General features: G+C 60.1%; 21 protein-coding genes. 13 read left to right on the plus strand and 8 right to left on the minus strand.

What is annotated here, in order from left to right:
- On the minus strand, window positions 1-1,560 hold a 1,560-nt coding region (locus QMX98_RS19480), incomplete at its 3' end, for a retention module-containing protein (protein ID WP_282411269.1).
- A 590-nt stretch (window positions 1,561-2,150) separates the two neighbouring features.
- Between QMX98_RS19480 and QMX98_RS19485 the strand changes: the two genes are divergently transcribed.
- The 3 genes from QMX98_RS19485 to QMX98_RS19495 are packed head-to-tail and all read left to right on the plus strand — an operon-like array spanning window position 2,151 to window position 7,065.
- Window positions 2,151-3,509, plus strand: coding sequence for a TolC family outer membrane protein (locus QMX98_RS19485; protein WP_010461997.1), 1,359 nt, complete (start codon window positions 2,151-2,153; stop codon window positions 3,507-3,509).
- 19 nt (window positions 3,510-3,528) lie between these two features.
- Window positions 3,529-5,688, plus strand: a complete 2,160-nt coding sequence (locus QMX98_RS19490) for a type I secretion system permease/ATPase (protein WP_083374772.1) — start codon at window positions 3,529-3,531, stop codon at window positions 5,686-5,688.
- 9 nt (window positions 5,689-5,697) lie between these two features.
- Complete coding sequence (locus QMX98_RS19495; protein WP_010462001.1) at window positions 5,698-7,065, plus strand: HlyD family type I secretion periplasmic adaptor subunit; 1,368 nt, start codon at window positions 5,698-5,700, stop codon at window positions 7,063-7,065.
- A gap of 149 nt (window positions 7,066-7,214) precedes the next feature.
- Here QMX98_RS19495 and QMX98_RS19500 read toward each other — a convergent pair whose 3' ends face one another.
- Entirely contained in the window at window positions 7,215-7,808 is a 594-nt protein-coding gene (locus QMX98_RS19500) for a DTW domain-containing protein (protein ID WP_010462002.1), read from the minus strand.
- A 4-nt stretch (window positions 7,809-7,812) separates the two neighbouring features.
- Window positions 7,813-8,706, minus strand: a complete 894-nt coding sequence (locus tag QMX98_RS19505) for a LysR family transcriptional regulator (RefSeq protein WP_007945995.1) — start codon at window positions 8,704-8,706, stop codon at window positions 7,813-7,815.
- A gap of 359 nt (window positions 8,707-9,065) precedes the next feature.
- On the opposite strand from QMX98_RS19505, the gene speB reads away from it, so the two are divergent.
- The 6 genes from speB (at window position 9,066) to QMX98_RS19535 (ending at window position 14,723) form a co-directional block, all read left to right on the plus strand.
- A complete protein-coding gene (speB, locus tag QMX98_RS19510; protein ID WP_282411270.1) occupies window positions 9,066-10,016 on the plus strand; it encodes an agmatinase in 951 nt (316 codons plus the stop codon).
- Between the two features lie 9 nt (window positions 10,017-10,025).
- Entirely contained in the window at window positions 10,026-10,433 is a 408-nt protein-coding gene (locus QMX98_RS19515; protein ID WP_282411271.1) for a nuclear transport factor 2 family protein, read from the plus strand.
- 54 nt (window positions 10,434-10,487) lie between these two features.
- Entirely contained in the window at window positions 10,488-11,999 is a 1,512-nt protein-coding gene (locus QMX98_RS19520) for a cytosine permease (protein WP_145308080.1), read from the plus strand.
- Between the two features lie 230 nt (window positions 12,000-12,229).
- A complete protein-coding gene (locus QMX98_RS19525) occupies window positions 12,230-13,609 on the plus strand; it encodes a sodium:solute symporter (RefSeq protein ID WP_010462009.1) in 1,380 nt (459 codons plus the stop codon).
- A gap of 84 nt (window positions 13,610-13,693) precedes the next feature.
- Entirely contained in the window at window positions 13,694-14,419 is a 726-nt protein-coding gene (locus QMX98_RS19530; protein ID WP_010462010.1) for an MBL fold metallo-hydrolase, read from the plus strand.
- A gap of 52 nt (window positions 14,420-14,471) precedes the next feature.
- Complete coding sequence (locus QMX98_RS19535; RefSeq protein WP_010462011.1) at window positions 14,472-14,723, plus strand: hypothetical protein; 252 nt, start codon at window positions 14,472-14,474, stop codon at window positions 14,721-14,723.
- Between the two features lie 195 nt (window positions 14,724-14,918).
- Here the strand turns inward: QMX98_RS19535 and QMX98_RS19540 are convergent, their stop codons facing one another.
- Together QMX98_RS19540 and QMX98_RS19545 are read right to left on the minus strand one after the other, a co-directional pair.
- Complete coding sequence (locus QMX98_RS19540) at window positions 14,919-15,047, minus strand: PA1414 family protein (RefSeq protein ID WP_003184145.1); 129 nt, start codon at window positions 15,045-15,047, stop codon at window positions 14,919-14,921.
- A 139-nt stretch (window positions 15,048-15,186) separates the two neighbouring features.
- Window positions 15,187-16,080, minus strand: coding sequence for a LysR family transcriptional regulator (locus tag QMX98_RS19545; protein ID WP_010462018.1), 894 nt, complete (start codon window positions 16,078-16,080; stop codon window positions 15,187-15,189).
- Between the two features lie 103 nt (window positions 16,081-16,183).
- On the opposite strand from QMX98_RS19545, the gene QMX98_RS19550 reads away from it, so the two are divergent.
- A complete protein-coding gene (locus QMX98_RS19550; RefSeq protein WP_282411272.1) occupies window positions 16,184-17,365 on the plus strand; it encodes an MFS transporter in 1,182 nt (393 codons plus the stop codon).
- Here the strand turns inward: QMX98_RS19550 and QMX98_RS19555 are convergent.
- From QMX98_RS19555 to QMX98_RS19565, 3 genes are all read right to left on the minus strand, one after another.
- Complete coding sequence (locus QMX98_RS19555) at window positions 17,310-18,242, minus strand: DMT family transporter (RefSeq protein WP_282411273.1); 933 nt, start codon at window positions 18,240-18,242, stop codon at window positions 17,310-17,312. The genes QMX98_RS19550 and QMX98_RS19555 overlap by 56 nt on opposite strands.
- Before the next feature lie 184 nt (window positions 18,243-18,426).
- The gene (locus tag QMX98_RS19560; protein WP_282411274.1) at window positions 18,427-18,819 is read right to left on the minus strand and encodes a DUF2177 family protein; all 393 of its coding nucleotides are present in this window, start codon (window positions 18,817-18,819) and stop codon (window positions 18,427-18,429) included.
- 43 nt (window positions 18,820-18,862) lie between these two features.
- Complete coding sequence (locus QMX98_RS19565; protein WP_010462025.1) at window positions 18,863-19,699, minus strand: S1-like domain-containing RNA-binding protein; 837 nt, start codon at window positions 19,697-19,699, stop codon at window positions 18,863-18,865.
- A gap of 352 nt (window positions 19,700-20,051) precedes the next feature.
- On the opposite strand from QMX98_RS19565, the gene QMX98_RS19570 reads away from it, so the two are divergent.
- The 3 genes from QMX98_RS19570 (at window position 20,052) to QMX98_RS19580 (ending at window position 22,124) form a co-directional block, all read left to right on the plus strand.
- Window positions 20,052-20,240, plus strand: coding sequence for a hypothetical protein (locus QMX98_RS19570; RefSeq protein ID WP_017337097.1), 189 nt, complete (start codon window positions 20,052-20,054; stop codon window positions 20,238-20,240).
- A gap of 220 nt (window positions 20,241-20,460) precedes the next feature.
- Window positions 20,461-21,177: a TorF family putative porin gene (locus QMX98_RS19575; RefSeq protein ID WP_010462029.1), complete on the plus strand. Its 717-nt coding sequence runs from the start codon at window positions 20,461-20,463 to the stop codon at window positions 21,175-21,177.
- A 77-nt stretch (window positions 21,178-21,254) separates the two neighbouring features.
- Window positions 21,255-22,124, plus strand: a complete 870-nt coding sequence (locus QMX98_RS19580) for a DUF6279 family lipoprotein (protein WP_282411275.1) — start codon at window positions 21,255-21,257, stop codon at window positions 22,122-22,124.
- The last annotated feature ends 99 nt before the right edge of the window (window positions 22,125-22,223 follow it).

The raw sequence follows: 22,223 nt of genomic DNA on the forward strand, positions 1-22,223 counted from the left end.
CAACGTGCTGCCGAGTGGTGTGACGATCGATTGCGGGAAGCCTGCGGACACGCCGCCGACCACCACGTTGATGCCACCGACGCTGAGGGTTTGCACACCGTCGAGCGCGGTGATGGTGAAGGTGCCGTTCTGTGTCAGCGCTGGCGCGTCGGGGCTGCTGCCGTCGCTGAGGTTCTTCTCGTAGACGACGAGTTCGCCGCCTTCGACGTTGAGGCCGCCGATCGTGACCGGGTCATCGTTGTTTTGGATTTGCAGCACCAGGTTGGCGGTGCTGGTGTCGCCATCGGCATCCGTCAGGGTGTAGGTGAAGGTTTCGGTGCCGCTGCCGCCGCCGTGCAGCGCTTTGAAATCGGCGTCGCTGGTGTTCAGCGTGTAGGTGTAACTGCCGTTGGGATTGAGCACCAGCGTGCCGTAAGTCCCGGTGAAGGTGCCGCCGATGATCGGCCCGCTGTTGGGGCCTGTGGGAATGCGGTCAGCCCCCTGCGAGTCGTTGGGCAGCACGCTGCCGGTCAGGGTCAGCAGGGATTCCGAGGCGGTATTGGCGTTGCTGTCATCGACCGCTTTGGGCACATCGTCGGTTATGTTGACGTCCAGCGTGCCGGTGGCGGTATCGCCGTTGGAATCATTAGCGACGACGATGAACTGTTCGCTGAGGTTGTTGGCACCCTCGCCTGCCGAATGGGTGTCGTTGCCGACCAGGGTGTAGCTGTAACTGACCACGCCGGTGGCCGGGTTGTAGCCGGTGATCGTCAGGGTGTTGCCCAGTTGTGTGGTGATCGACTGCGGGAAGCCGACAGGCACCCCACCCGTGATCACATTGATCCCGCCGATACTCAGGCTGGTCAGCCCGTCGGGCGCAGACACGGTGAATGTGCCGTTCTGGATCAAGGCGCCAGGATTGCTGGCAGAACCGTCCGCGAGGTTAGCTTCGTTGAGGGTCAGTTCGCCGCCCGCCACCGACAGGCCCGCGAGGGTGACCGGGTTGTTCGGCGCGTCAGGAACGGGAATGACACCCGTGCCCCCTGAACCGGCACCGTTGTCGCCGTTGTCCGGATCACCGGCCAGGCGTTCCAGAGGAAATTCGGGAATGCCGTTAAAGCCCGCGGTGGGGAAGCCAATGGTGGGGTCGACCCGCCCGCCCACTTCTTCGAGCATGACGAAACTGTGGCCGCCGCCCGCCGCCCCGCCGGGTGCGCCGGTCGAAGCAGGTCCGGCCGCCGTGGCTTCAGCGGTTTGAGTCGGGTCATCGCCGGCCGCGATGGCTTTTTGCAGTTGCTCGACATCGGTCAGTTGCGCTTGAGTCGGCGTCACCGCTTCAGCGGTTTCCACATGGGCCGCTTGATTCGCCAGCAACTGGGAGTTCATTTGCAGGCTGCTGCCACGCCCGAGGGTCAGTTCCTGGCCATTTTTCAGATGCACGGCCACCGCGCCATCGGCGCCGGTGATCAATTGGTCGCCGGCGAACAATCGATCGCCCTCGGCCAGCACACGCCGGGTACCACCGCTTTCCGCGAACACCTGACCAATGATTTTACTGACGGTACCGATGAGCGTTGCCATGTGCATTTCCTCCGCTGCCAACCGCTGTCGGCACCCTGTTTGTGCGAAGAACGTGCTCATGGTTGAAGCAGGTTGCCTGGCGGATCGCCTGCGGGGTGCGTTTATCCGAGTAAACCGCTGCCCCGGCGATAGTCTCGCCAAGCATGTCGCTCATGGGCAATGAGTCCGTTTTTGGCAAAACCCCAATGCAATCAACAACCTTGGGATTCCAATCGCAGCCACATTGCCTTTTGTGCGATGCGTAACGATTTTGAACCTGTAGAGCGACAAAAAACTGTCGCCTCAAAACCGTTTCGCTTCCCTCCCCTCCAGCACTTCTCCGCCCTATGTCGATAAGTGGATGGAACTTTCCTTAAACCCTCGAATGCTCCCTAGAGCTTCTAAAACAAGGGCTTTCAGAGTGAACAATGTGCTGGATTTTCCAGAGCGCATAAGTTTTTTTTGGAATAACCCCTATGAAAAAAATTTCTTAGCTACGCTCTAGAATGTTCTTAGCTACGTTGTTACAAGCATGAAACGGTTTTGCCTATAAATGTCGTCAAATATTTGGCGACTGATAAAGAACCATCAGGAATCAGGGAGATGTACCCATGCGCGTTTTAACCCCCCTTTGCAGCGCAATTCTGCTGGCCATGGCCTGCACATCCCAGGCTCAAGCCATGTCAGTGACCGAGGCGATCCAGAGCACCATCGCAACCCACCCGGAACTGGCCTCGCGCGTCGACTCGCGGCTGTCCGCGGATGAGCAAGTCAAAGTCGCCAAGGGGGGCTTTTATCCATCAGTTGATCTGAACGCCGCCTACGGGCGCGGGTACAGCGATAACACCAACACCCGGGCGTTCGGCAATCACAACACCGAAATCCTCACCTACACCCAATCGGAGCTGCGTCTGCGGCAGATGCTGTTCGACGGTTTCAACACCGCGAACGAAGTCGAACGCACCAAAGGGGTCGTCAACTCCCGGGCCTATTACGCTCAAGGCACCGCCCAGGACCTGGCATTGCGCACCATCGAGGTCTACCTCGAAGTGCTCAAGCGCCGTGAACTGGTGACCCTGGCCACGAACAACCTGCAGGCTCACTTGCGGGTCAACGACCAGATCGGCCTGCGCACCCAGCGTGGCGTTGGCAGCAACGCCGACTCCGACCAGTCCAGCGCCCGCCGGGCACTGGCGCAAAACAACCTCGACACCGCCGAGGTCGATCTGGCGGATGCCGAGTCGAATTTCGCCGCCGTTGTAGGGCGCCTGCCCGATGAACTGGAAACGCCGCCGTCTATCCGCGGCGAACTGCCTGCCTCCCTGCCGGAAGCCCAGCAGAGCATGGTGGAAAACAACCCGTACCTGAAATCGGCCCAGGCTGACGTGCAATCGGCCGAGAGCCAGTACGAAGTCTCAAAGTCGCCGTTCTACCCGCGTTTCGATGCCGAAGCGGCAGTGGGCGCAAACAACAACGTGCAGGGCGATGAAGGCCACGACAACGAGTGGCGCGTGGGCGTGGTGATGAACTACAACCTGTTCCGCGGCGGCAGCGACAAGGCGCGCCTGGCCTCCAATGCGCATCAGATCAACCAGGCGATGGACATCCGCAACAACGCCTTGCGCCAACTCAACGAGAACATCCACCTGGCCTGGAACGCCATGGTCAATGCCAAGAAACAAACCCCGACTGCCCGCGAATACGCGGACACCAGCCGTCGTGTGCGCCTGGCGTATCAGGACCAGTTCGGCCTCGGCCAACGCACCCTGCTCGACTTGCTCGACAGTGAAAACGAGCTCTACAACGCCAATCGCCGCTACACCGAAGTGCGCTACACCGAGGAGTATTCGATGTACCGCGTGCTGGCGAACATGGGCCAGTTGCTGAGCAAACAACGGGTGGTGCTACCCGCCGATGCGATCGCCCAGGCCGAAGTGAAAAACGAAGCGCGTTTGCCTGAACTGAAGTAGCTCACTGGGGGCGATCAATTTGACCAGCATGGAACCCGGCAACATCGGTGTCGATCCGCGCCTGAGCTTCGATGACCCGCTACTGGACGGTCTGTTGATCCTCTGCAAACTCCACGGCGCGACGGTCAGTCGCGCCAGCCTGAGTGCCGGGCTGCCACTGAACAAACAACGCTTGAGCCTGGACCTGCTGCCCCGTGCAGCAGCCCGGGCCAGCTTGCAGGCGCGGGTGCTGCGCCGTGAACTGGCGGACATTTCCGCGCTCAACCTGCCTGTGATGCTGATCCTGAACAACGGCCGCACCGCCATCCTGCGACGCTATGGCGATGACGGCCGGTTGCTGATCCTGCCCAGCGAAGCGGACGGTGGCGAACAATGGGTCAGCCGTGAAGAACTGGCTGAAAATTACAGCGGCCAGGCCTTGTTCGCCCGGCCCCGCCATGAACTCGAAGACCTGCGCTCGCCGCTGGTGCCGCGTGTGGAAGCGTGGTTTCGCGACACCTTGAAGCTGTCGAAATGGCTGTACAGCGATGCGATTCTGGCGAGTTTCCTGATCAACCTCCTGGGGCTGATGGTGCCGCTGTTCGTGATGCAAACCTACGACCGCGTGGTGCCGAACCAGGCCACGTCGACCTTGTGGGTGCTGTCGATCGGCTTGCTGATCGGCACCGGTTTCGAACTGGTGCTGCGGGTGGTGCGCGCGCACTTGCTGGACACCGCCGGGAAGAAAACCGACGTGATTCTTTCCGCGACCTTGTTCGAACGCATCACTGGCATGGCGATGAAAGCGCGGCCAGCGACCATCGGCGGTTTCGCCCAGAGCATCCACGACTTCCAGGGCCTGCGTGAATTCCTCACTGCCGTCACGCTGACCAGCCTGATCGACCTGCCCTTTGCCGTGTTGATGCTGGTGGTGATCGGCCTGCTCGGCGGCTGGCTGGTGGTGATTCCATTGTTGGCGTTTCCGATTACGATCATTTTCGCGATGGTCATTCAGGTGCGCCTGCGCGACACCGTGCAGAAAAGCCTGAGCCTCGGCGCCGAGCGCCAGGCCCTGCTGATCGAAACCCTTGGCGGCCTGGAAACCCTGAAAGCGTGCAGCGCCGAAAGCGAGCGCCAGCACAAATGGGAAAGCACCCACGGCGCCCTCACCCGCCTCGACAGCCACGCGCGCAATCTGTCGGCGCTGGCCACCAACGGCACGCTGTTCATCCAGCAATTCTCCGGCATGGCGACCATTGTCGCCGGCGTCTACAGCATCATCGCCGGCAACCTCAGCGTTGGTGCGCTGGTGGCGACCTACATGCTCGGCAGCCGCGTACTCGCACCCTTGGGGCAGATCGCCGGTTTGATCACCCGCTACCAGCAAGCGCAACTGACCATGAAAAGCACCGATGCGCTGATGTCCTTGCCGCAAGAGCGCGACGCCCACCAGCGGCCGCTGGAGCGCACTCAGTTGCAAGGCGCGATGGATGTCAGTGGCGTGACCTTCCACTACAACGGCCAGAACGCCCCTGCCCTGGCCAACATCAGTTTCAGCGTCAAACCCGGCGAACGGATCGGCATCATCGGGCGCAGCGGCTCGGGTAAAAGCACCCTGGCGCGATTGGTGATGGGGTTCTATGCGCCGGAAGAAGGCCAGTTGCTGCTCGATGGCCTGGACCTGCGGCAACTCGATGTCGCCGACCTGCGCCAGCAAATCGGTTACGTCGCCCATGACCTGCCGCTGCTGGCCGGCAGCCTGCGCGACAACCTGACCCTGGGCGCACGTTACATCAGCGATTCACGGATGCTCGAAGTCGCCGAACTGACCGGTGTCACCGAGCTGGCGCGTCAGCATCCGCAAGGTTTTGACCGGCCCGTGGGCGAACGAGGGCAGTTGCTGTCCGGCGGTCAACGCCAGGCAGTGCTGCTTGCCCGGGCCTTGTTGCTGGATCCGCCGATCATGCTGCTCGACGAACCCACCAGCGCCATGGACAACAGCAGTGAAGATGTCTTGCGGCAGAAACTCCACGGCTGGGTGCAGGGCAAGACCTTGCTGCTGGTGACCCACCGCACCTCGATGCTCAGCCTGGTGGATCGGCTGCTGGTGCTGGATAACGGGCGGATCGTTGCCGACGGTCCGAAAGAAGCGGTCATCGATGCACTGCGCAAGGGCCGTGTCGGCTCTGCGGCTGTCTAGGAGCTACCCATGGCCCGTTCATCATCCGACACGCCACAAGACCGCGGCTACTTCGGCAGCTTCGGCAAAACCGCCGAGAGCGAATTCATGCCGGAAACCGCCGGCGCTTCGCTACAGGATTCGCCGCGCTGGTCGCGGATCACCGTGTGGCTAGCCGCGGCGCTGCTGATTACCGCGCTGGTCTGGGCCAAGTTTGCAGTGCTGCAAGAAGTCACCATGGGCGAAGGCAAGGCGATCCCGTCGAGCAAGGTCCAGGTGATTCAGAACCTGGAGGGCGGCATCGTCACCGAGATCTTCGTGCGCGAAGGGCAAATGGTGAACAAGGGCGACACCTTGCTGCGCCTGGATGACACGCGGTTTCTGTCGAACAAGGGCGAGAGCGAGGCGGATCGTTATGCGTTGACCGCGCAGGTCGAACGTCTGTCGGCCGAAGCGGAAGGCCGGCCGTTCAAGCTGTCGCCTGAGGTGATCGCCAAGGCTCCGCAAGTGGCCGAAGACGAGCGCTCGTTATACGAACAACGCCAGCGTCGACTGGCCAGTGAGCAACGGACGCTAACCGAACAACTGCGGCAAAAGACTCAGGAACTGGCGGAATTCCGCTCCAAGCAGGGGCAGTTCAGTTCGAGCCTGGCCTTGCTGCAACAAGAGATGAACATGTCCGCGCCGCTGGTGGGCACCGGGGCGGTTTCACCGGTGGAAATCCTGCGGCTCAAACGCAGCGCCGTGGAGATTCGCGGCTCTTTGAATGCGACGACGCTGGCAATTCCCCGGGCGGAATCGGCGATCAACGAGATCAAAAGCAAGATCGATGAATCGGAGCAATCCTTCCGCTCGGACGCGGCGAAAGAGCTGAATGAAAAACGCACCGACCTGTCGAAAATCACAGCGTCGAGCATCGCCATCGATGACCGCGTAACCCGCACCACCGTGGTGTCGCCGGTGCACGGAATCATCAAGGTGCTGAAGGTCAATACCATCGGCGGCGTGGTCCAGCCGGGCAGCGACATGGTGGAGATCGTCCCCATTGAAGACAACTTGCTGATCGAAGCCAAGGTGCGGCCACAGGACGTGGCGTTCCTGCATCCGGGGCAGAAAGCGATGGTCAAGTTCAGTGCTTACGACTACACGATTTATGGCGGGTTGACTGCCAAGCTGGAACTGATTGGTGCGGACACCATTACCGATGACAAGGGCAACAGCTTTTATCTGATTCAGGTGAGGACCGACAAGAATCACTTGGGCGGCGATGTGAAACCGCTGCTGATTATTCCGGGGATGGTGGCGACGGTGGATATCATCACGGGCGAGAAAAGCGTGCTGGATTACCTGTTGAAACCGGTGTTGAAAGCGCGGACCGAGGCGATGCGGGAAAGATAGGTATGACTCATTCTCTGTGGCGAGGGAGCTTGCTCCCGCTGGGCTGCGCAGCAGACCCAAAATCATTCAACCAGGCGCAACAGGTGTACTGAGTCGACAAATTGGGAGCGCTTCGCACTCCAGCGGGCAAGCTCCCTCGCCACAAGTAATCACCTGCCGTGGTTACGCTGGTAAGTCTCCTCCCCCATCGCCGCAATCTGGCCTTCGATCAACGCCTCGAACGGTTTCAACAAGGGTTCAAAAGAGCTCGGCGCTTCCAGCGTCTGCAACGCCTGGACAATCGCTTCCACCGTCGACAGCGCCCCAGGCCCCGGTGCCTTGCGCAGTCGATATCGAGACACCCCGCCATCCACCAACGTCACCCTCGGCAACGCCGCCAGTAACGGATTGAGGTGCAACATCTTGCGCGCCTTGCGCCAGGTGCCGTCCGGGACGACCAGCAACAGCGGCTCTTCATTCGTGGTGTACGCCTGCAATGGCTGCGCATCGTCGGCCGGAAACAACAACCGCGCCTGATACCCCGGAGGATTCAGCAGCACCGGCAAATCCTCAAACACCTCACCGACAATCAACTCGGCATTCTTCAAGCCCAACGCGGCCAGTCGCGCCGTGTTCAGCGCATGGTTCACTTCGCTGGGATGCTGCAACAACAGCACTCGGGTACGGCTGTCGAGGCTAGGGATCAGCGGGCACAGGCAATGGGTTTGTGGGCGCAGGCAGCGTGGACACTGGATTCTGGACATGTTCTCAGGCCTGGTTCAGTTGTGCTTTGAGCAAATCGCGGAAGGTCTGGATCAGCGGCTCGCGGCTGCGGCCACGACGCACGATCATCGAAAACGGCGCCTGATAACCAAACGTCGCCGGCAGCAGCACTCGCAAATCGCCCTTGTCCGCCCAAGCCTGGGCGTAGTGCTCCGGCAGGTAACCGATGTAGGCGCCCGACAGCACCAGAATCAGCTGCGCCTCCATACTTTCCACGGTGGCGGCGCTGTGCTTGAAACCGTGGCGCGCCAGTTCGGCCTGGCTCCAGTAACCACGGCCGACCATGCGTTGCTGAGTGATGACTTGCTCAGGAATGCGCCGCTCGGTGAACAGCGGATGACGGCTGCTGCAATACAACCAGTGTTGCTCGCGGTACAGCGGCATGTAAACCAGGCCGCTCATGCGCGTGGAAAACGCACCGATGGCCAGGTCGAGACGGTTGTCCTGCACGCCGAGCTGCAATTCGTAGGGGCTCATGACCGACAGGTGCAAATGCACGGCAGGGTGTTCCTGGCTGTAGGCGCCGATGGCTTCGGCGAACGGCAAGGCCTTGTCGCTGACGGTGGAGTCGATGACGCCGAGGTTGAGAGTGCCGCGCAGTTCGCCCTTCAACGCCGCCGCGTACTGCTCGAAGCCTTCAAGCTCGCCCAACAGACGCAGGGTTTCCTGATGGAACAGCTCGCCCTTGCTGGTCAGGCTGAAACCGCCGCGACCGCGATGGCAGAGCACCAGGCCAAGGGCGGCTTCGAGCTGGCTCATGTAGGTGCTGATCGCCGAAGTCGAGAGGTTGAGCTCTTGCTGCGCGTTGGCAAACCCCTGATGACGCACCACGCTGACGAAGATGCGTAACAGTTTCAGGTCGGGTAAAGCGTTGGCCATGGGGGCTCCGTTTGCAAGGTCATGCGTGTTGCGCTTTTGTGGCGAGGGAGCTTGCTCCCGCTGGGTTGCGAAGCGGCCCTACAACCATCCACCTCGTAGTGTCAGACGGACCGCATCAGCCGATTTTACGACTGCTGCGCAGCCGAGCGGGAGCAAGCTCCCTCGCCACAGGAGTGCGGCACATGGCCGCAAGTCTATCGTCGTGCCAACCATTAGTTTAGAAAAATCTGAACTAAGTATTTGCCCGTAGCGATTCTTCCCGGCCACTACATTTCGCAGAATCGGCCCCCAACGGTGCCCAAACCTCCCCGGAGCGGCGCAACCGACATAAATAAAACAACGACGATGAGGCCTTACCCGTGGAAAAGATTCTTCACCAACCACTGGGCGGCAATGAAATGCCGCGCTTCGGCGGCATCGCCACCATGATGCGACTCCCCCATTTGCCTACCGCTGCCGGTCTGGATGCTGCCTTTGTTGGCGTCCCGCTGGACATCGGCACCTCGCTGCGCCCCGGCACCCGCTTCGGACCTCGCGAAATCCGCGCTGAATCGGTGATGATCCGCCCGTACAACATGGCGACCGGCGCTGCACCGTTCGATTCGCTGTCGGTGGCCGACATCGGCGACGTGGCGATCAATACGTTCAACCTGCTGGACGCGGTGCGGATCATCGAAGAATCCTACGACGCCATCCTCGAACACAATGTGATCCCGCTGACCCTGGGCGGCGACCACACCATCACCCTGCCAATCCTGCGTGCCATTCACAAGAAGCACGGCAAGGTCGGCCTGGTGCACATCGACGCTCACGCCGATGTGAACGATCACATGTTTGGCGAGAAAGTCGCCCACGGCACCACCTTCCGTCGCGCGGCCGAAGAAGGCCTGATCGACTGCGATCGCGTGGTGCAAATCGGCTTGCGCGCTCAGGGCTACACCTCCGAAGACTTCAACTGGAGCCGTAAACAGGGCTTCCGTGTGGTTCAGGCTGAAGAGTGCTGGCACAAATCCTTGGCACCGCTGATGGCCGAAGTGTGCGAAAAAGTCGGCGGCGGTCCGGTGTACCTGACTTTCGACATCGACGGCATCGACCCGGCTTGGGCGCCAGGCACCGGCACCCCGGAAATCGGTGGTCTGACGACCATTCAGGCAATTGAAATCATTCGCGGCTGCCAAGGCCTCGACCTGATCGGCTGCGATCTGGTAGAAGTCTCGCCCGCTTATGACACCACCGGCAACACCTCGCTGCTGGCCGCCAACCTGCTGTACGAAATGCTCTGCGTACTGCCGGGCGTGGCCCACCGTTGAGGATCGGTCATGACCGAACGTGATCAGGTGTTGAAAGCTGCCGCCGATCTGGTGACGGCTTTTGCCCGCAACGATCGCGAAGCCTACTTCGGCGCGTTCAGCGCCGACGCCAGCTTCGTGTTCTACACCCTCGAACAGCCCCTGCTGTCGCGCGATGCCTATCAGGCGTTGTGGGACACCTGGCGCGCCGAGGATGGCTTCGAGGTGCTTGCGTGCACGTCGAGCAACGCCTTCGTCAGCCTGCAGGGTGACGTGGCGATTTTCATCCATGACGTGGCCACCGAGCTGCGCATGCAAGGGGAGCAACACTTCAGCCAGGAGCGCGAGACGATTGTGTTTCGCCGACTACAACAAGGCCTATGGCTGGCCTGCCACGAACATTTGTCCGCGATGCCGGAAGGGCTGCCACCCCCTTAGCCAAACAGGTGACGCTCACACACGATGAGCGCGCCTTTATGATCGGAGCTGATCATGAATAACAACAACAAAGACCAAAGCCTTACGCAGATTGAAACCCACGGGGTCGAACAGATCCCGGACAACGAACGCACCGCAGGCCCGACGGACTTGTTCCGGATGATCTTCGGCGGTTCCAACACTTTTGCCACCGCCGTGCTCGGCAGTTTCCCGGTGCTGTTCGGCCTGTCTTTTCAGGCCGGTGTCTGGGCGATTGTGCTGGGCGTGCTGCTGGGCTCGCTGATCCTCGCGCCAATGGGCCTGTTCGGCCCGATCAACGGCACCAACAACGCCGTGTCTTCCGGTGCGCATTTCGGCGTGCACGGGCGGATCGTCGGTTCGTTCCTGTCGCTGCTGACCGCCATCGCCTTCTTCTCGCTCTCGGTGTGGAGTTCGGGTGATGCGCTGATCGGTGGCGCCAAACGCCTGATCGGTCTGCCGGAAACCGACCTGACCCTGGGCCTGGCCTACGGGCTGTTCGCGATCCTGGTGCTGACGGTTTGCATCTATGGCTTTCGCTTCCTGCTGTGGGTCAACAAAATCGCGGTATGGAGCGCCAGCCTGTTGTTCCTGCTGGGCATCTTCGCCTTCGCCGGGCCGTTCGATGTGAATTACGCCGGCACCGTCAATATGGGTCAGCCAGGTTTCTGGGCGGCCTTCATCGGTGCTGCACTGGTGGCGATGAGCAACCCGATTTCCTTCGGCGCGTTCCTCGGCGACTGGTCGCGCTACATCCCGCGTGAGACCTCCAAGCGCCGGATCATGGCCGCCGTGGTGATCTCGCAGATCGCGACGTTCATTCCGTTCCTGTTCGGCCTGGCCACCGCCACCATCGTAGCGATCAAGGCACCGGACTACATCGCGGCCAACAACTACGTCGGCGGTTTGCTGGCGGTCTCGCCGAGCTGGTTCTTCCTGCCGGTGTGCCTGATCGCGGTGATCGGCGGCATGTCCACCGGCACTACTTCGCTGTATGGCACCGGGCTGGACATGTCCAGCGTGTTCCCTCGGGTGCTGTCGCGGGTCAAGGCGACGTTGCTGATCGGTGTGATGTCGATTGCCTTCATCTTCATCGGACGCTTCGCCGCGAACCTGGTGCAGAGCGTGTCGACCTTCGCCGTGCTGATCATCACCTGCACCACCCCGTGGATGGTGATCATGATCATCGGCCTGGTGGTGCGTCGCGGCTTCTACTGCCCGGATGACCTGCAAGTGTTCACCCGCGGCGAGAAAGGTGGTCGCTACTGGTTCACCCACGGCTGGAACTGGCGTGGCCTGGGAGCCTGGATCCCGAGTGCGCTGGTGGGTTTGTGCTTTGTGAACCTGCCGGGGCAGTTTGTGGGTGTGCTGGGCGATCTGGCTGGCGGCATCGACATCAGCCTGCCGGTCACCCTCGGCCTGGCCTCGCTGGTGTACCTGACGCTGCTGAGCCTGTTTCCGGAACCGGCTGCGGTGTTCGGGCCGAATGATGCACGCAGCAAGGGCACGGACGCGCTCAGTAAACCGGCGATGCGACAAGCCGCCTGATTCAACACAAACGATGGTCAACGGACCTCTGTGGCGAGGGAGCTTGCTCCCGCTCGACTGCGCAGCAGTCGCAAAACAGGCGAATGGTGTTTCCCCTGAAGAAACGCGGTTGCAGGATTTGGGGCTGCTTCGCAGCCCAGCGGGAGCAAGCTCCCTCGCCACAAAAAGCGGACTGATTGCCACATTGATTTTCGCCTCACCATAAAAAAGACAATCGGAGACACGCCATCATGGCTTTGGATTTATTCGTCGTACTCATCTACGCCGCCGCGATGCTGATACTTGGCTACTTCGGCATGCGCAAGGCCAAGACCAACGAAGACTACTTGGTCGCCGGTCGCAACCTCGGCCCGAGCCTGTACATGGGCACCATGGCCGCCACCGTTCTGGGCGGCGCGTCCACCGTGGGCACCGTGCGCCTGGGCTACGTTCATGGCATCTCCGGTTTCTGGCTCTGTGCTGCACTGGGTTGCGGGATCGTCGCGCTGAACCTCTTCCTCGCCAAACCGCTGCTGAAGCTGAAGGTTTTCACCGTCACTCAAGTGCTGGAAAAGCGCTACAACCCAATGGCTCGTACCGCAAGCGCGAGCATCATGCTGGCCTATGCGCTGATGATCGGCGTGACCTCGATCCTGGCAATCGGCACCGTGTTGCAAGTGCTGTTCGGCCTTCCGTTCTGGATGTCGGTAATTCTCGGCGGTGGCGTGGTGGTGATCTACTCGGCCATCGGCGGAATGTGGTCGCTGACCCTGACCGACATCGTCCAGTTCGGTATCCAGACCGTAGGCCTGATGTTCCTGCTGCTGCCAATCTGCTTGTACCGAGTGGGTGGCTGGGATCAACTGGTTGCACAATTGCCGGCTGCCAGCTTCAGCTTCACCAGCATTGGCTGGGACACCATCATCACCTACTTCATGATTTACTTCTTCGGCATCCTGATAGGCCAGGATATCTGGCAACGGGTGTTCACCGCACGAAGCGAGAAAGTTGCGAAGTATGCCGGTACCACCGCGGGCATCTACTGCATCATCTACGGCCTGGTCTGTGCATTGATCGGCATGGCCGCTCACGTACTGATCCCGGATCTGGACAACGTCAATAACGCTTTTGCCGCTATCGTCAAAGTCTCGCTGCCGGACGGCATCCGTGGCTTGGTGATCGCGGCTGCCCTGGCAGCAATGATGTCCACCGCCAGCGCGGGCCTGCTCGCCGCATCCACCACCCTGACCGAAGACCTGCTGCCGAAACTGCGCGGCGGCAAACCGTCGAGCCTGGGCATCAATCGCCTGTTCACCCTGCTGACCGGTATCGCCGTGCTGGGTATCGCGCTGGTGGTTAACGATGTGATCAGTGCCTTGACCCTGGCTTACAACCTGTTGGTGGGCGGCATGCTGATTCCGCTGATGGGCGCGATCTTCTGGAAACGCGCAACCACCGCCGGCGCTATCGCCAGCATGGGCATGGGCTTTGCCACTGCGCTGCTGTTCATGTTCAAGGACGGTATGGACGCCAACACTCCGATCTACTACAGCCTCGGCGTGGGCCTGGTGAGCTTCGTGGTGGTCAGCTTGCTGTCCCCTCGTCCGGCAACGATGGCCAGCGCCGCCTAAGCTGAACCTAACGACTTGATGCTTTCTTCGACGGGTGTGGCGTCGGTTGCCACACCCGTTTTTTTCGTCTGGAGAAAACCTTTGATGAAGATTGTTTCGCGCGATCAGTGGTTCGAGGTCAAACAGCTCAGTGACGGCATTCGGCTGATTCACGAGCCTTACATCCGGCCCTTCTATCGCTGCAACCTCTGGCACATTCAGGGCCGCGACAAGGACTTGCTGCTGGACAGCGGTTCCGGGTTGGTGAGCCTGCGCGAGCAGTTGCCGTGGATCACCGAGCGGCCGCTGGTGGCGGTGGCCAGTCATTGCCATTTCGACCACATTGCCGGTCATCACGAATTTCCCGAGCGCCTGGTGCATCCGGCCGAGGCCGACATCCTGGCGGCACCCGACGGCGAAAACGATTTGAGCCGGGCGTTTGTCGGCGACGAGATGTTCGAGGCGCACCCGGACTGCCCGTTGTGCTATGCCGAATATCGGGTCAAAGCCGCGCCGGCCACGGGGATGATTGAAGAAGGCGACGTGCTGGATCTGGGCAATCGCGTGCTGCAGGTGCTGCATACGCCGGGGCATTCACCGGGCGGCATCAGCCTGTACGAAGCGGCAACCGAGACGCTGTTCAGCGGCGACATCATCTACGACGGCCCGCTGATCGAAGACGCCTACCACTCCAATCTCGACGACTACGCTCGCAGCCTGCAGCGCTTGCGCACGTTGCCGATCCGTACGGTGCACGGCGGGCATTTCGGGAGTTTTTCCGGGGAGCATTTGCGCACGATGATTGACGAGTGGCAGCGCTCACACACCTGAAGCCTGCTGTACTCAAGCTCAGGAACAACAATAACGCCCTCGAAGAACCGCCATGAAAAGAGCTGCCGTTCGTGCCGCCGTGCATCGTTTCATCAGCCGCCTGCTGGAGGGTCAGGATGACTTCGACGACAACGCCAGCCTGGCGCAGTTGGGATTGGATAAACAGGATATCGAAGAGCTGATCTTCCATCTGGAGGATGAGCTGGGGTTGACGGCGTTTACGGCGGAAGAAGACCGTATGCTCAAGGATGCCAGGACGGCGAATGATTTGAGTCGGTTTTTGGTGGAGATTGGACGGCATTGAGTCCGAATGCCAAACGCACGCTCGTGGTGAACTGTGGCGAGGGAGCTTGCTCCCGTTCGGCTGCGCAGCAGTCGCCAATCCTGTCCGAGTATTCCCTGACAACTCTGAGGCTACCAAGGGGCGCTACGCGCCCCAGCGGGAGCAAGCTCCCTCGCCACAGAGGATTTGCCAGGTTTGAGCCAGTGCGGGTCAGACTTACCGACGGCGCGGCTGGCGTCGACGCTGTTCGTCGTCGGTGCGAATAGGAACAGGTTGCAGAGGCGGTTCGATCAAACCGAGTGCAACACCCAGATCGTGCAGCCAGTTTTGAATTTTCTCTTTCATGGTGCCCCCTTCAGGGTAGTGCCGAGCGGCTGAAATTCTGTAGCCCCTTCGCACTGATAATAGTCTGAAGTCCTACGCAATGCTCGGCCAAATCCGCAATGATCTGTTACTGAATTGATCAAAATACCTGACCGATAGTTCAAGCAATCGCCGAAGCCTGCATCGGCGCCGATGGATAGACCGCTTGTTGCTGTTCAATCCACGCGTTCAGGTTGGCCCCGACCATGCCTTTGCGCCACATCAACCAGGTCGTCGCGTGGGCAAACGGCTCCGCCAGCGGGTGCACCGCCACGCTTTCACGGCCCGGCAGGCTTGCCAGCATCGACTCCGACATCAGCGCCACGCCCGAGCCAGCAATCACACACGCCAGCATGCCCGGGTAAGACTCGATCTCCATCGCCCGGCCCATGGCCGCGTGGTCATGGGCAAACCAGGCTTCAAGACGCATGCGGTAGGAGCAGCCCTGACGAAAGGTAAACACCGAGCGCCCTTCCACGTCCATGGCGCTGCGGACCGGCGGGTGATCGGCTTCGCTGATCAGCACCAGCCGCTCGTCGCATAATGGCACACCGTCCAGACCGGCCAGCTCCAGCGGGCCATCCACCAAGGCCGCATCGAGACGACCGGTGAGTAAACCTTCAAGCAATTCGCCGCTGGGCCCGGACTGCACTTGCAGGTTCACCGCCGGATACGTGCGGTGATAACGCGCCAGTAGTCCCGGCAAATGAATCGCCGCCGTGCTGTACATGGTGCCCAGCACGAAGTCCCCGGCCGGTTGCCCGCCCTGCACTGCTGCCTGGGCTTCGTCGCGCAAGTTAAAAAGCTTGGCGGTGTAGTCCAGCAGGACTTTTCCCGCAGGTGACAGTTGCAAACGCTGACGCTCGCGGACGAAAAGCTCTACACCGAGCTGCTCTTCAAGTTGCTTGAGCCGCGTTGACAGGTTAGACGGCACCCGGTGCAACCGTTCGGCAGCACGGGTGATCGACCCCTCCTGCGCCACGGCCTGGAAGATTCGTAACTGGCTGAACTCCACGATCTTCTCCAAATCAGAACAAGTTACTCACTATTATTCATTTTTAAAGAAAGTCAATCAGTCCTAGCCTGACGGTCATTGAGCCTTTACCGGAATTCAGACCATGTCTCCCTTGATTCGCTTACTCGCCAGTTTTATCGCCCTGATGATGGCCATGGGGATCGGGCGTTTCGCCCTCACGCCGCAGATGCCGCACTTGCTCAGCGAAGGCCAGATCGACCTGACTGCCGCCGGTCTGATTGCGGCCGCCAACTACCTCGGCTACTTCGTCGGCGCTGTGGATGCCATGTTCTCTCGCCGTCCCGAACAGGTTCGTCGGCGACTGCTCGGTGGGTTGTGGCTGTGTGTGCTGCTGTCGCTGGCGTCGTTCTGGGCGAACGGGTTCTGGTCGCACCTGGTGCTGCGATTCGGTACCGGCGTGGCCAGCGCCTGGGTGCTGGTGATGATCACGGCGTTGAGCCAGCCACTGGCAGCGGCAGCCGGCCGCCCACGACTGGGCGCCCAGGTATTTGCCGGACCTGGTTTGGGGATTTTTCTCACAGGAATGTTGGCGTTGGGCTCGCACCTGCTGGGGCAGACGTCTGCAACCCTGTGGCTGGTGTATGCCGGTGTCGCATTGGCAATGCTGCTGGGGATTCTGCCGTTTTTGCCGCAATCGACCGCGACTGCGGTTGCCGCACCGAGCACAGCCACTTCGAACCAGCAAGGCATTGGCCGTCTAGGTGTGATCTACGGGTTGTACGGCTTGGGCTACATCATCCCCGCCACGTTCCTTTCGCAAATGGCCAGCGCACAGTTCCATGGCCAATGGCAGGCCGACCTGTTCTGGCCGTGCTTCGGTCTGGCGTCGGCTATCGGGGTGGTGCTGGTCAGCCTGCGTCGACAAACCCCGAATGGCACCCGCCACTGGCTGATGGTGACGTTGTGGCTGCAAGCCGCTGGTGTCTTTGCCTGCCTGTTGGGCAGCGGCTCGGGCCTGGCGCTTGGGGTGATTCTTTGCGGCACGCCGTTCCTGGCCTGCATGCAATTGGTGATGCAACGTTCCCGGGAACTGGCGCCCCACGCCACTCAACGCAACGCCGGGTTGCTGACGGCGTGCTTTGCGGTGGGTCAACTCGCCGGGCCGTTGCTGGCGGCGCTGAGCAGCCATTTCAGCGGCGGTTTGCAGCCAGCACTGGTGGTTGCCGGTAGCGGCTTGCTTGTCGCTGGCGGCCTGCTGTTGCGTCCGGTCACTGCTGCCCCAGGGCTTTGCGCAAACGACGGCGCACCCACTGCTCAGCGCTGACAAAGGTGATGCCCAGCAGCACCAGCACGGCACCGATGACGAAGTTCAGGCTCAGTTCTTCACCCAGCAACACCACGCCGAATGTGACACCGAACAGCGGTGTCATGAACGAAAACACCGCCAGGTTCGCGGCCAGGTAACGGCGCAACAGCCAGAACCACGTCAGGTAGCTGAAGAACGACACGACCAATCCCTGGAACAGCACGCTCGCCACCGCCACGGTGGTCAGGCTGACGTGGGTCACCTGACCGCTGAGGATCGCGATCAGCAGCAGCCCAACGAAACCGACGATCAGTTGGTAAAACAGGGTCAGCGTGACCGGGGCTTCCGACAGTCGCGAGGCACGCACCACCACCGTGGTCGCGCCCCAGGAAGCCCCGGCCAGTACGCCCAACGCATCGCCCATCAACATGCGGTGGTCGAGGTTGTCCCAGGACACGCCGCCGGCAAACGCGATGGCGATCCCGACGAAGGCGAGGAAAATCCCCAGCCATTGCACCGGCCTCAGACGTTCGCTCGGCAGCAGCCAGTGCACGCCCAACGCGGTAAAAATCGGCGCGGTATAAAGGAACACCGACATATGCGCTGCCGTGGTCAGTTGCAAACCTTCGGAAATGAAAAAGAACTCCAGACCAAACAACGCACCGGCCAACAAGCCACCGCGCCAGGTGCTGCTGACTTGGTCCCAGCCACCCTTCCAGCAGATCAACAGTCCTACAAGCAACGCGGAAATACCCGACCGCCCCTCCGCTTGCATGACCGGAGCGATGTCGGGCGCCGCCCATTTGATCATCACCTGCTGCACGCCCCAGATCAGGCACAACCCGACCATCACTTGCAGGGCAAACCCATCGGCGCTACGCCGGCTGGCGCTCACCGGAACACCTCGACAACAACAAACATGGCAGTGACTCGACAGTAAAAACAAAGCCCCGGCCTGCTTGCTGAACAAACGGTGTCGGGGCGAAAAGTTATGCTGTCGATTATTAACCAAACGGCCAGAAAATGCCGCCTGGACGGGACCTTTAAATTCCCGATTGCGTCATCGCAGGCAACGAGGATCACTGCACTTTTCGCGCAACCCAATACCCGACCGTGCAGGCAATGCAGGTGGCCAACGTGCCCCAGGCCATGTCCATCAACGCCAACTGCGCCGACCATCCGTTCAAGGTTGCCCAGTTACTCAGGTCATACGTGCCGTAAGCCACCAGACCCAATAGCGCGCCCAGCGCCGAAGCTCGCCGCCAGGTTTTCGCCGGCAACACCACGAACACCACGCAACCCAAGACATAAAGAAGATAGAACACCGCTGCCGGGGCCGGCAGCGGTTGGTCGAGCATCAGCGGACCGAGCAGCGCCCGATAAGTCGGCGCCATCAGCACGCCCAGCCATAGGCCGTCGAGCACGAGAAACGCGAGCAAGGTGCCCGCGTAGGCAAACAGTCCTTTTTTCATAACCCGCCCCTCTGTAATCGTTCTACATGGGGCCGGAGCGAGGTCAGCTTAGTTCAATGCGATCCGCATGAATGACGATCTGGCCATTTTTGTACAGCGCACCGATAGCCTTCTTGAAGTTGCCTTTGCTCACACCAAACAGGCTGGTGATCACGGTCGGGTCGCTCTTGTCGCTGACCGGCAGGGTGCCGTTGTTCTCACGTAACTTGGCGAGGATCTTCGAGTTGAGGCTGGTGGCGGCTTCTTCGCCCACCGGTTGCAGGCTCAGGCTGATCTTGCCGTCGGCACGGACTTCTTTGATAAAGCCCTTCTCTTCCTTGCCGGCGCGCATGAACTTGAAGATTTCGTTCTTGTGAATCAGGCCCCAGTGCTTGTTGTTGATGATTGCCTTGAAGCCCATGTCGGTCGCTTCGGCCACCAGCAAATCAACTTCCTGGCCAGGCGTGTAGCTGGCGGGAGTCTTGTCGAGGTAGCGGTCCAGGCGAGCCGTCGCGGTGATGCGGCGGGTGTGCTTGTCGAGGTAGACGTGCACCACGACATATTCGCCGGCCGTCATCTGGCGTTTTTCTTCGGAGTACGGCAGCAGCAAATCCTTCGGCAGGCCCCAATCCAGGAAAACACCGATGCTGTTGACTTCAACGACTTTCAAACTGGCGAATTCACCGACCTGAACTTTCGGCTTTTCGGTAGTTGCGATGAGTTTGTCATCGCTGTCCAGATAAACAAAAACGTTGAGCCAATCTTCATCTTCGCTGGGAATATCTTTGGGAATATAACGATTAGGCAGGAGGATTTCGCCATCCGCGCCACCGTCAAGATATAAACCGAAGTTAGTGTGTTTAACCACTTGCAAACTGTTGTAGCGCCCGACTAAAGCCATTTCCAATACCCTCATTGCGTGGGCGGCATTCTACCCGTTTTTCCGTGCGGCGTTCCCGTGGCCAGCCCGGTGACACCAGAAATTCTTCTGAAGGCCTTAATTTTCCTGGGTTTTGCCTTGAGTGTTTGGCCGCTCGTCAGGCCGAACGGGCGATCGTCACCCTCGCCAGCGGATCTGAAACCTGTGTTTTTCTACCGTCGTTCTTATTTAAAACAGCAGCTTAGGAACGTATTTCGAATAATAGCTTGTGATTAATGACGCCCCTGCAATGTGTATTTTGAGGGGATATTAGCCAAGCAATTGTCAAGTATTTCCTGTACGATGCCTGGCCAAGTTAATTTTCTACAGGTTAATGGCCGCCATGCGTGTAAAAGCATCCAACAGCAAAGCAAAGCCAGCTCCAGCCGTTGAAACCAGCGAATCGATCAACAACCAGATCGCTGCGTTCCTCAAGTCCGGCGGCGAGATCCAGCAAATTGCCAAAGGCGTGAGCGGCCAGACGTTCGGCCCGTCCAAGCAGATCACTTTGGGCAAGAAGTAACACTCCCCCAAAGATCCGCCGCGTCACCTGGTCCGTAAGCGCTTTGAGCTTCGAAGCGCTTGGACTGGAACCTCCCCGCAACACCCCGCCAAACACATCAATATTTCAAAAATCGACGAACGGCCTTCAATGCCGAGCATTCGCCGGTATGCTTGCACACGTCTAGATCAAGCGTTTCAGTAGGTTTTTGTTCCTGCTCCTCGCGGTCATGGAGTGACGCATGCTCAAACCCTCCCATTTATTGCTCGGCACCCTGCTGTCGTGTTCGGTCGCCAACGCGCAAATCTTCCAGCGTGAATTGGGCGATTTCGATCTCAAACTCGGCACCACCCCCAGCCGCAGCATGGCCCAAGGGCTGGTCAAGCCCGCCAGCACCGGTTCGTTCCACGGTGGTCTCGACCTGAGCCATGACAGTGGCTTTTACGCGGGGCAATGGGCGCCGAGCATGGGTTTATCCCCTGGGGCCAACCTTGAAGTCGACTCCTACCTGGGCTTTAAACAGCCTTTCGATAATACCCTCGGGTACGAAGTCGGCATGATCCATTACAGCTACCCGAAAGTGGACACCCTCGACAGCCAGGAGTTTTTCGGCGGCCTGACCTTTCTCGGCAGCCGTTTCGGCGCCGCGTTCAGCAACGACCCGGACAAACAGAACAGCACCGTCTTCGCCGACCTGGGCGGCAATCAGCCGTTCGGCATCGGGATCAGCATGAAATACACCACCCACCAACTCAACACGCCAGCGTCCGTCGACGGCGGCTATATCGGCAGTTTCACCGATTGGTCGGTGCAACTTTCCCGGCCGTTCATGGGTGTCGACCTCAACCTGATCTACAGCGACTCAAGCCTCAGCGGCAGCGACTGTTCCGCCTACTCCGGGCACAACAGCCAGTGCGACGGGTTGGTCACCCTCAAGGCCGAGCGCCCCTTCTATTGATCGGCTGAACTGCCGGGCCCATTTTGCGTTCACATAAGAATCCACTAAAGAAGCCAGATCTTCGCAAGGATTCGCCCATGTCGCGCTGGTTAAAGTATCTAGCCCTCATCATCACGCTCAGCCTGGCCCTTGGCGCCTGTAGCCGCGTGGGCCTGGCCTATCGCAACCTCGACGTGATCATTCCGTGGACGCTCAGCGATTACCTGGACATGAACGGCGAACAAAAAGGCTGGTTCAACGAGCGCCTCAAGGAACACCTGAGCTGGCACTGCACCACGCAACTGCCGGGCTACCTTGATTGGCTGGACCGCTTGCAGGCGATGGTCGAGACCAACCAGGTCACCGACGACGCGCTGCAAACCCGCACTCAGGAAGCCAAGGACGCCATCGCACAGACTGCCCGGGAAATCACCCCTTCGGCCATCGAATTGTTACAGGGGCTGGATGACAAGCAAGTCGCTGAAATGAATGACGCCTTCGCCAAGGATCAGCGCAAGCGCCAAGACGATTACGTCAAACCGACGCTCGATCAGCAAATCAAGGAACGTAGCGAGCGCATGCAAAAACGCCTGAATGACTGGCTGGGCCCGCTCAGCCCGACTCAGAGACAACGGGTGGTGACATGGTCGAACGCCTTGGGTGACCAGAACACGCAATGGATCGCCAACCGAGCGCATTGGCAGAAGCAATTCAGTGCGGCCGTTGCGCAGCGTCAGAGTCCGGAATTCCCACAGAGAATCGAGACGCTTCTGGTGAATCGTGAGAGTTTATGGACACCGGCGTACCGTCAGGCCTATGCCAACACTGAAGCGCAAGCACGAGGATTGTTTGTGGATTTGATGGCCGAGAGTACGCCGCCTCAACGTCAGCGGCTGTTGAAAAAGATTGAAGGGGTGCGCAAGGACTTCAACGATTTGAAATGCCTGAAAGCCGCACAACAAGGCTAAACCCAACACAAGTCAAAATGTGGGAGTGAGCCTGCTCGCGATGATGGAGTATCAGACAACGACGATGTCGACTGACACTCCGCAATCGCGAGCAGGCTC

The organism is Pseudomonas sp. PS02303 (assembly GCF_029959925.1).
GTDB lineage: Bacteria > Pseudomonadota > Gammaproteobacteria > Pseudomonadales > Pseudomonadaceae > Aquipseudomonas > Aquipseudomonas mandelii.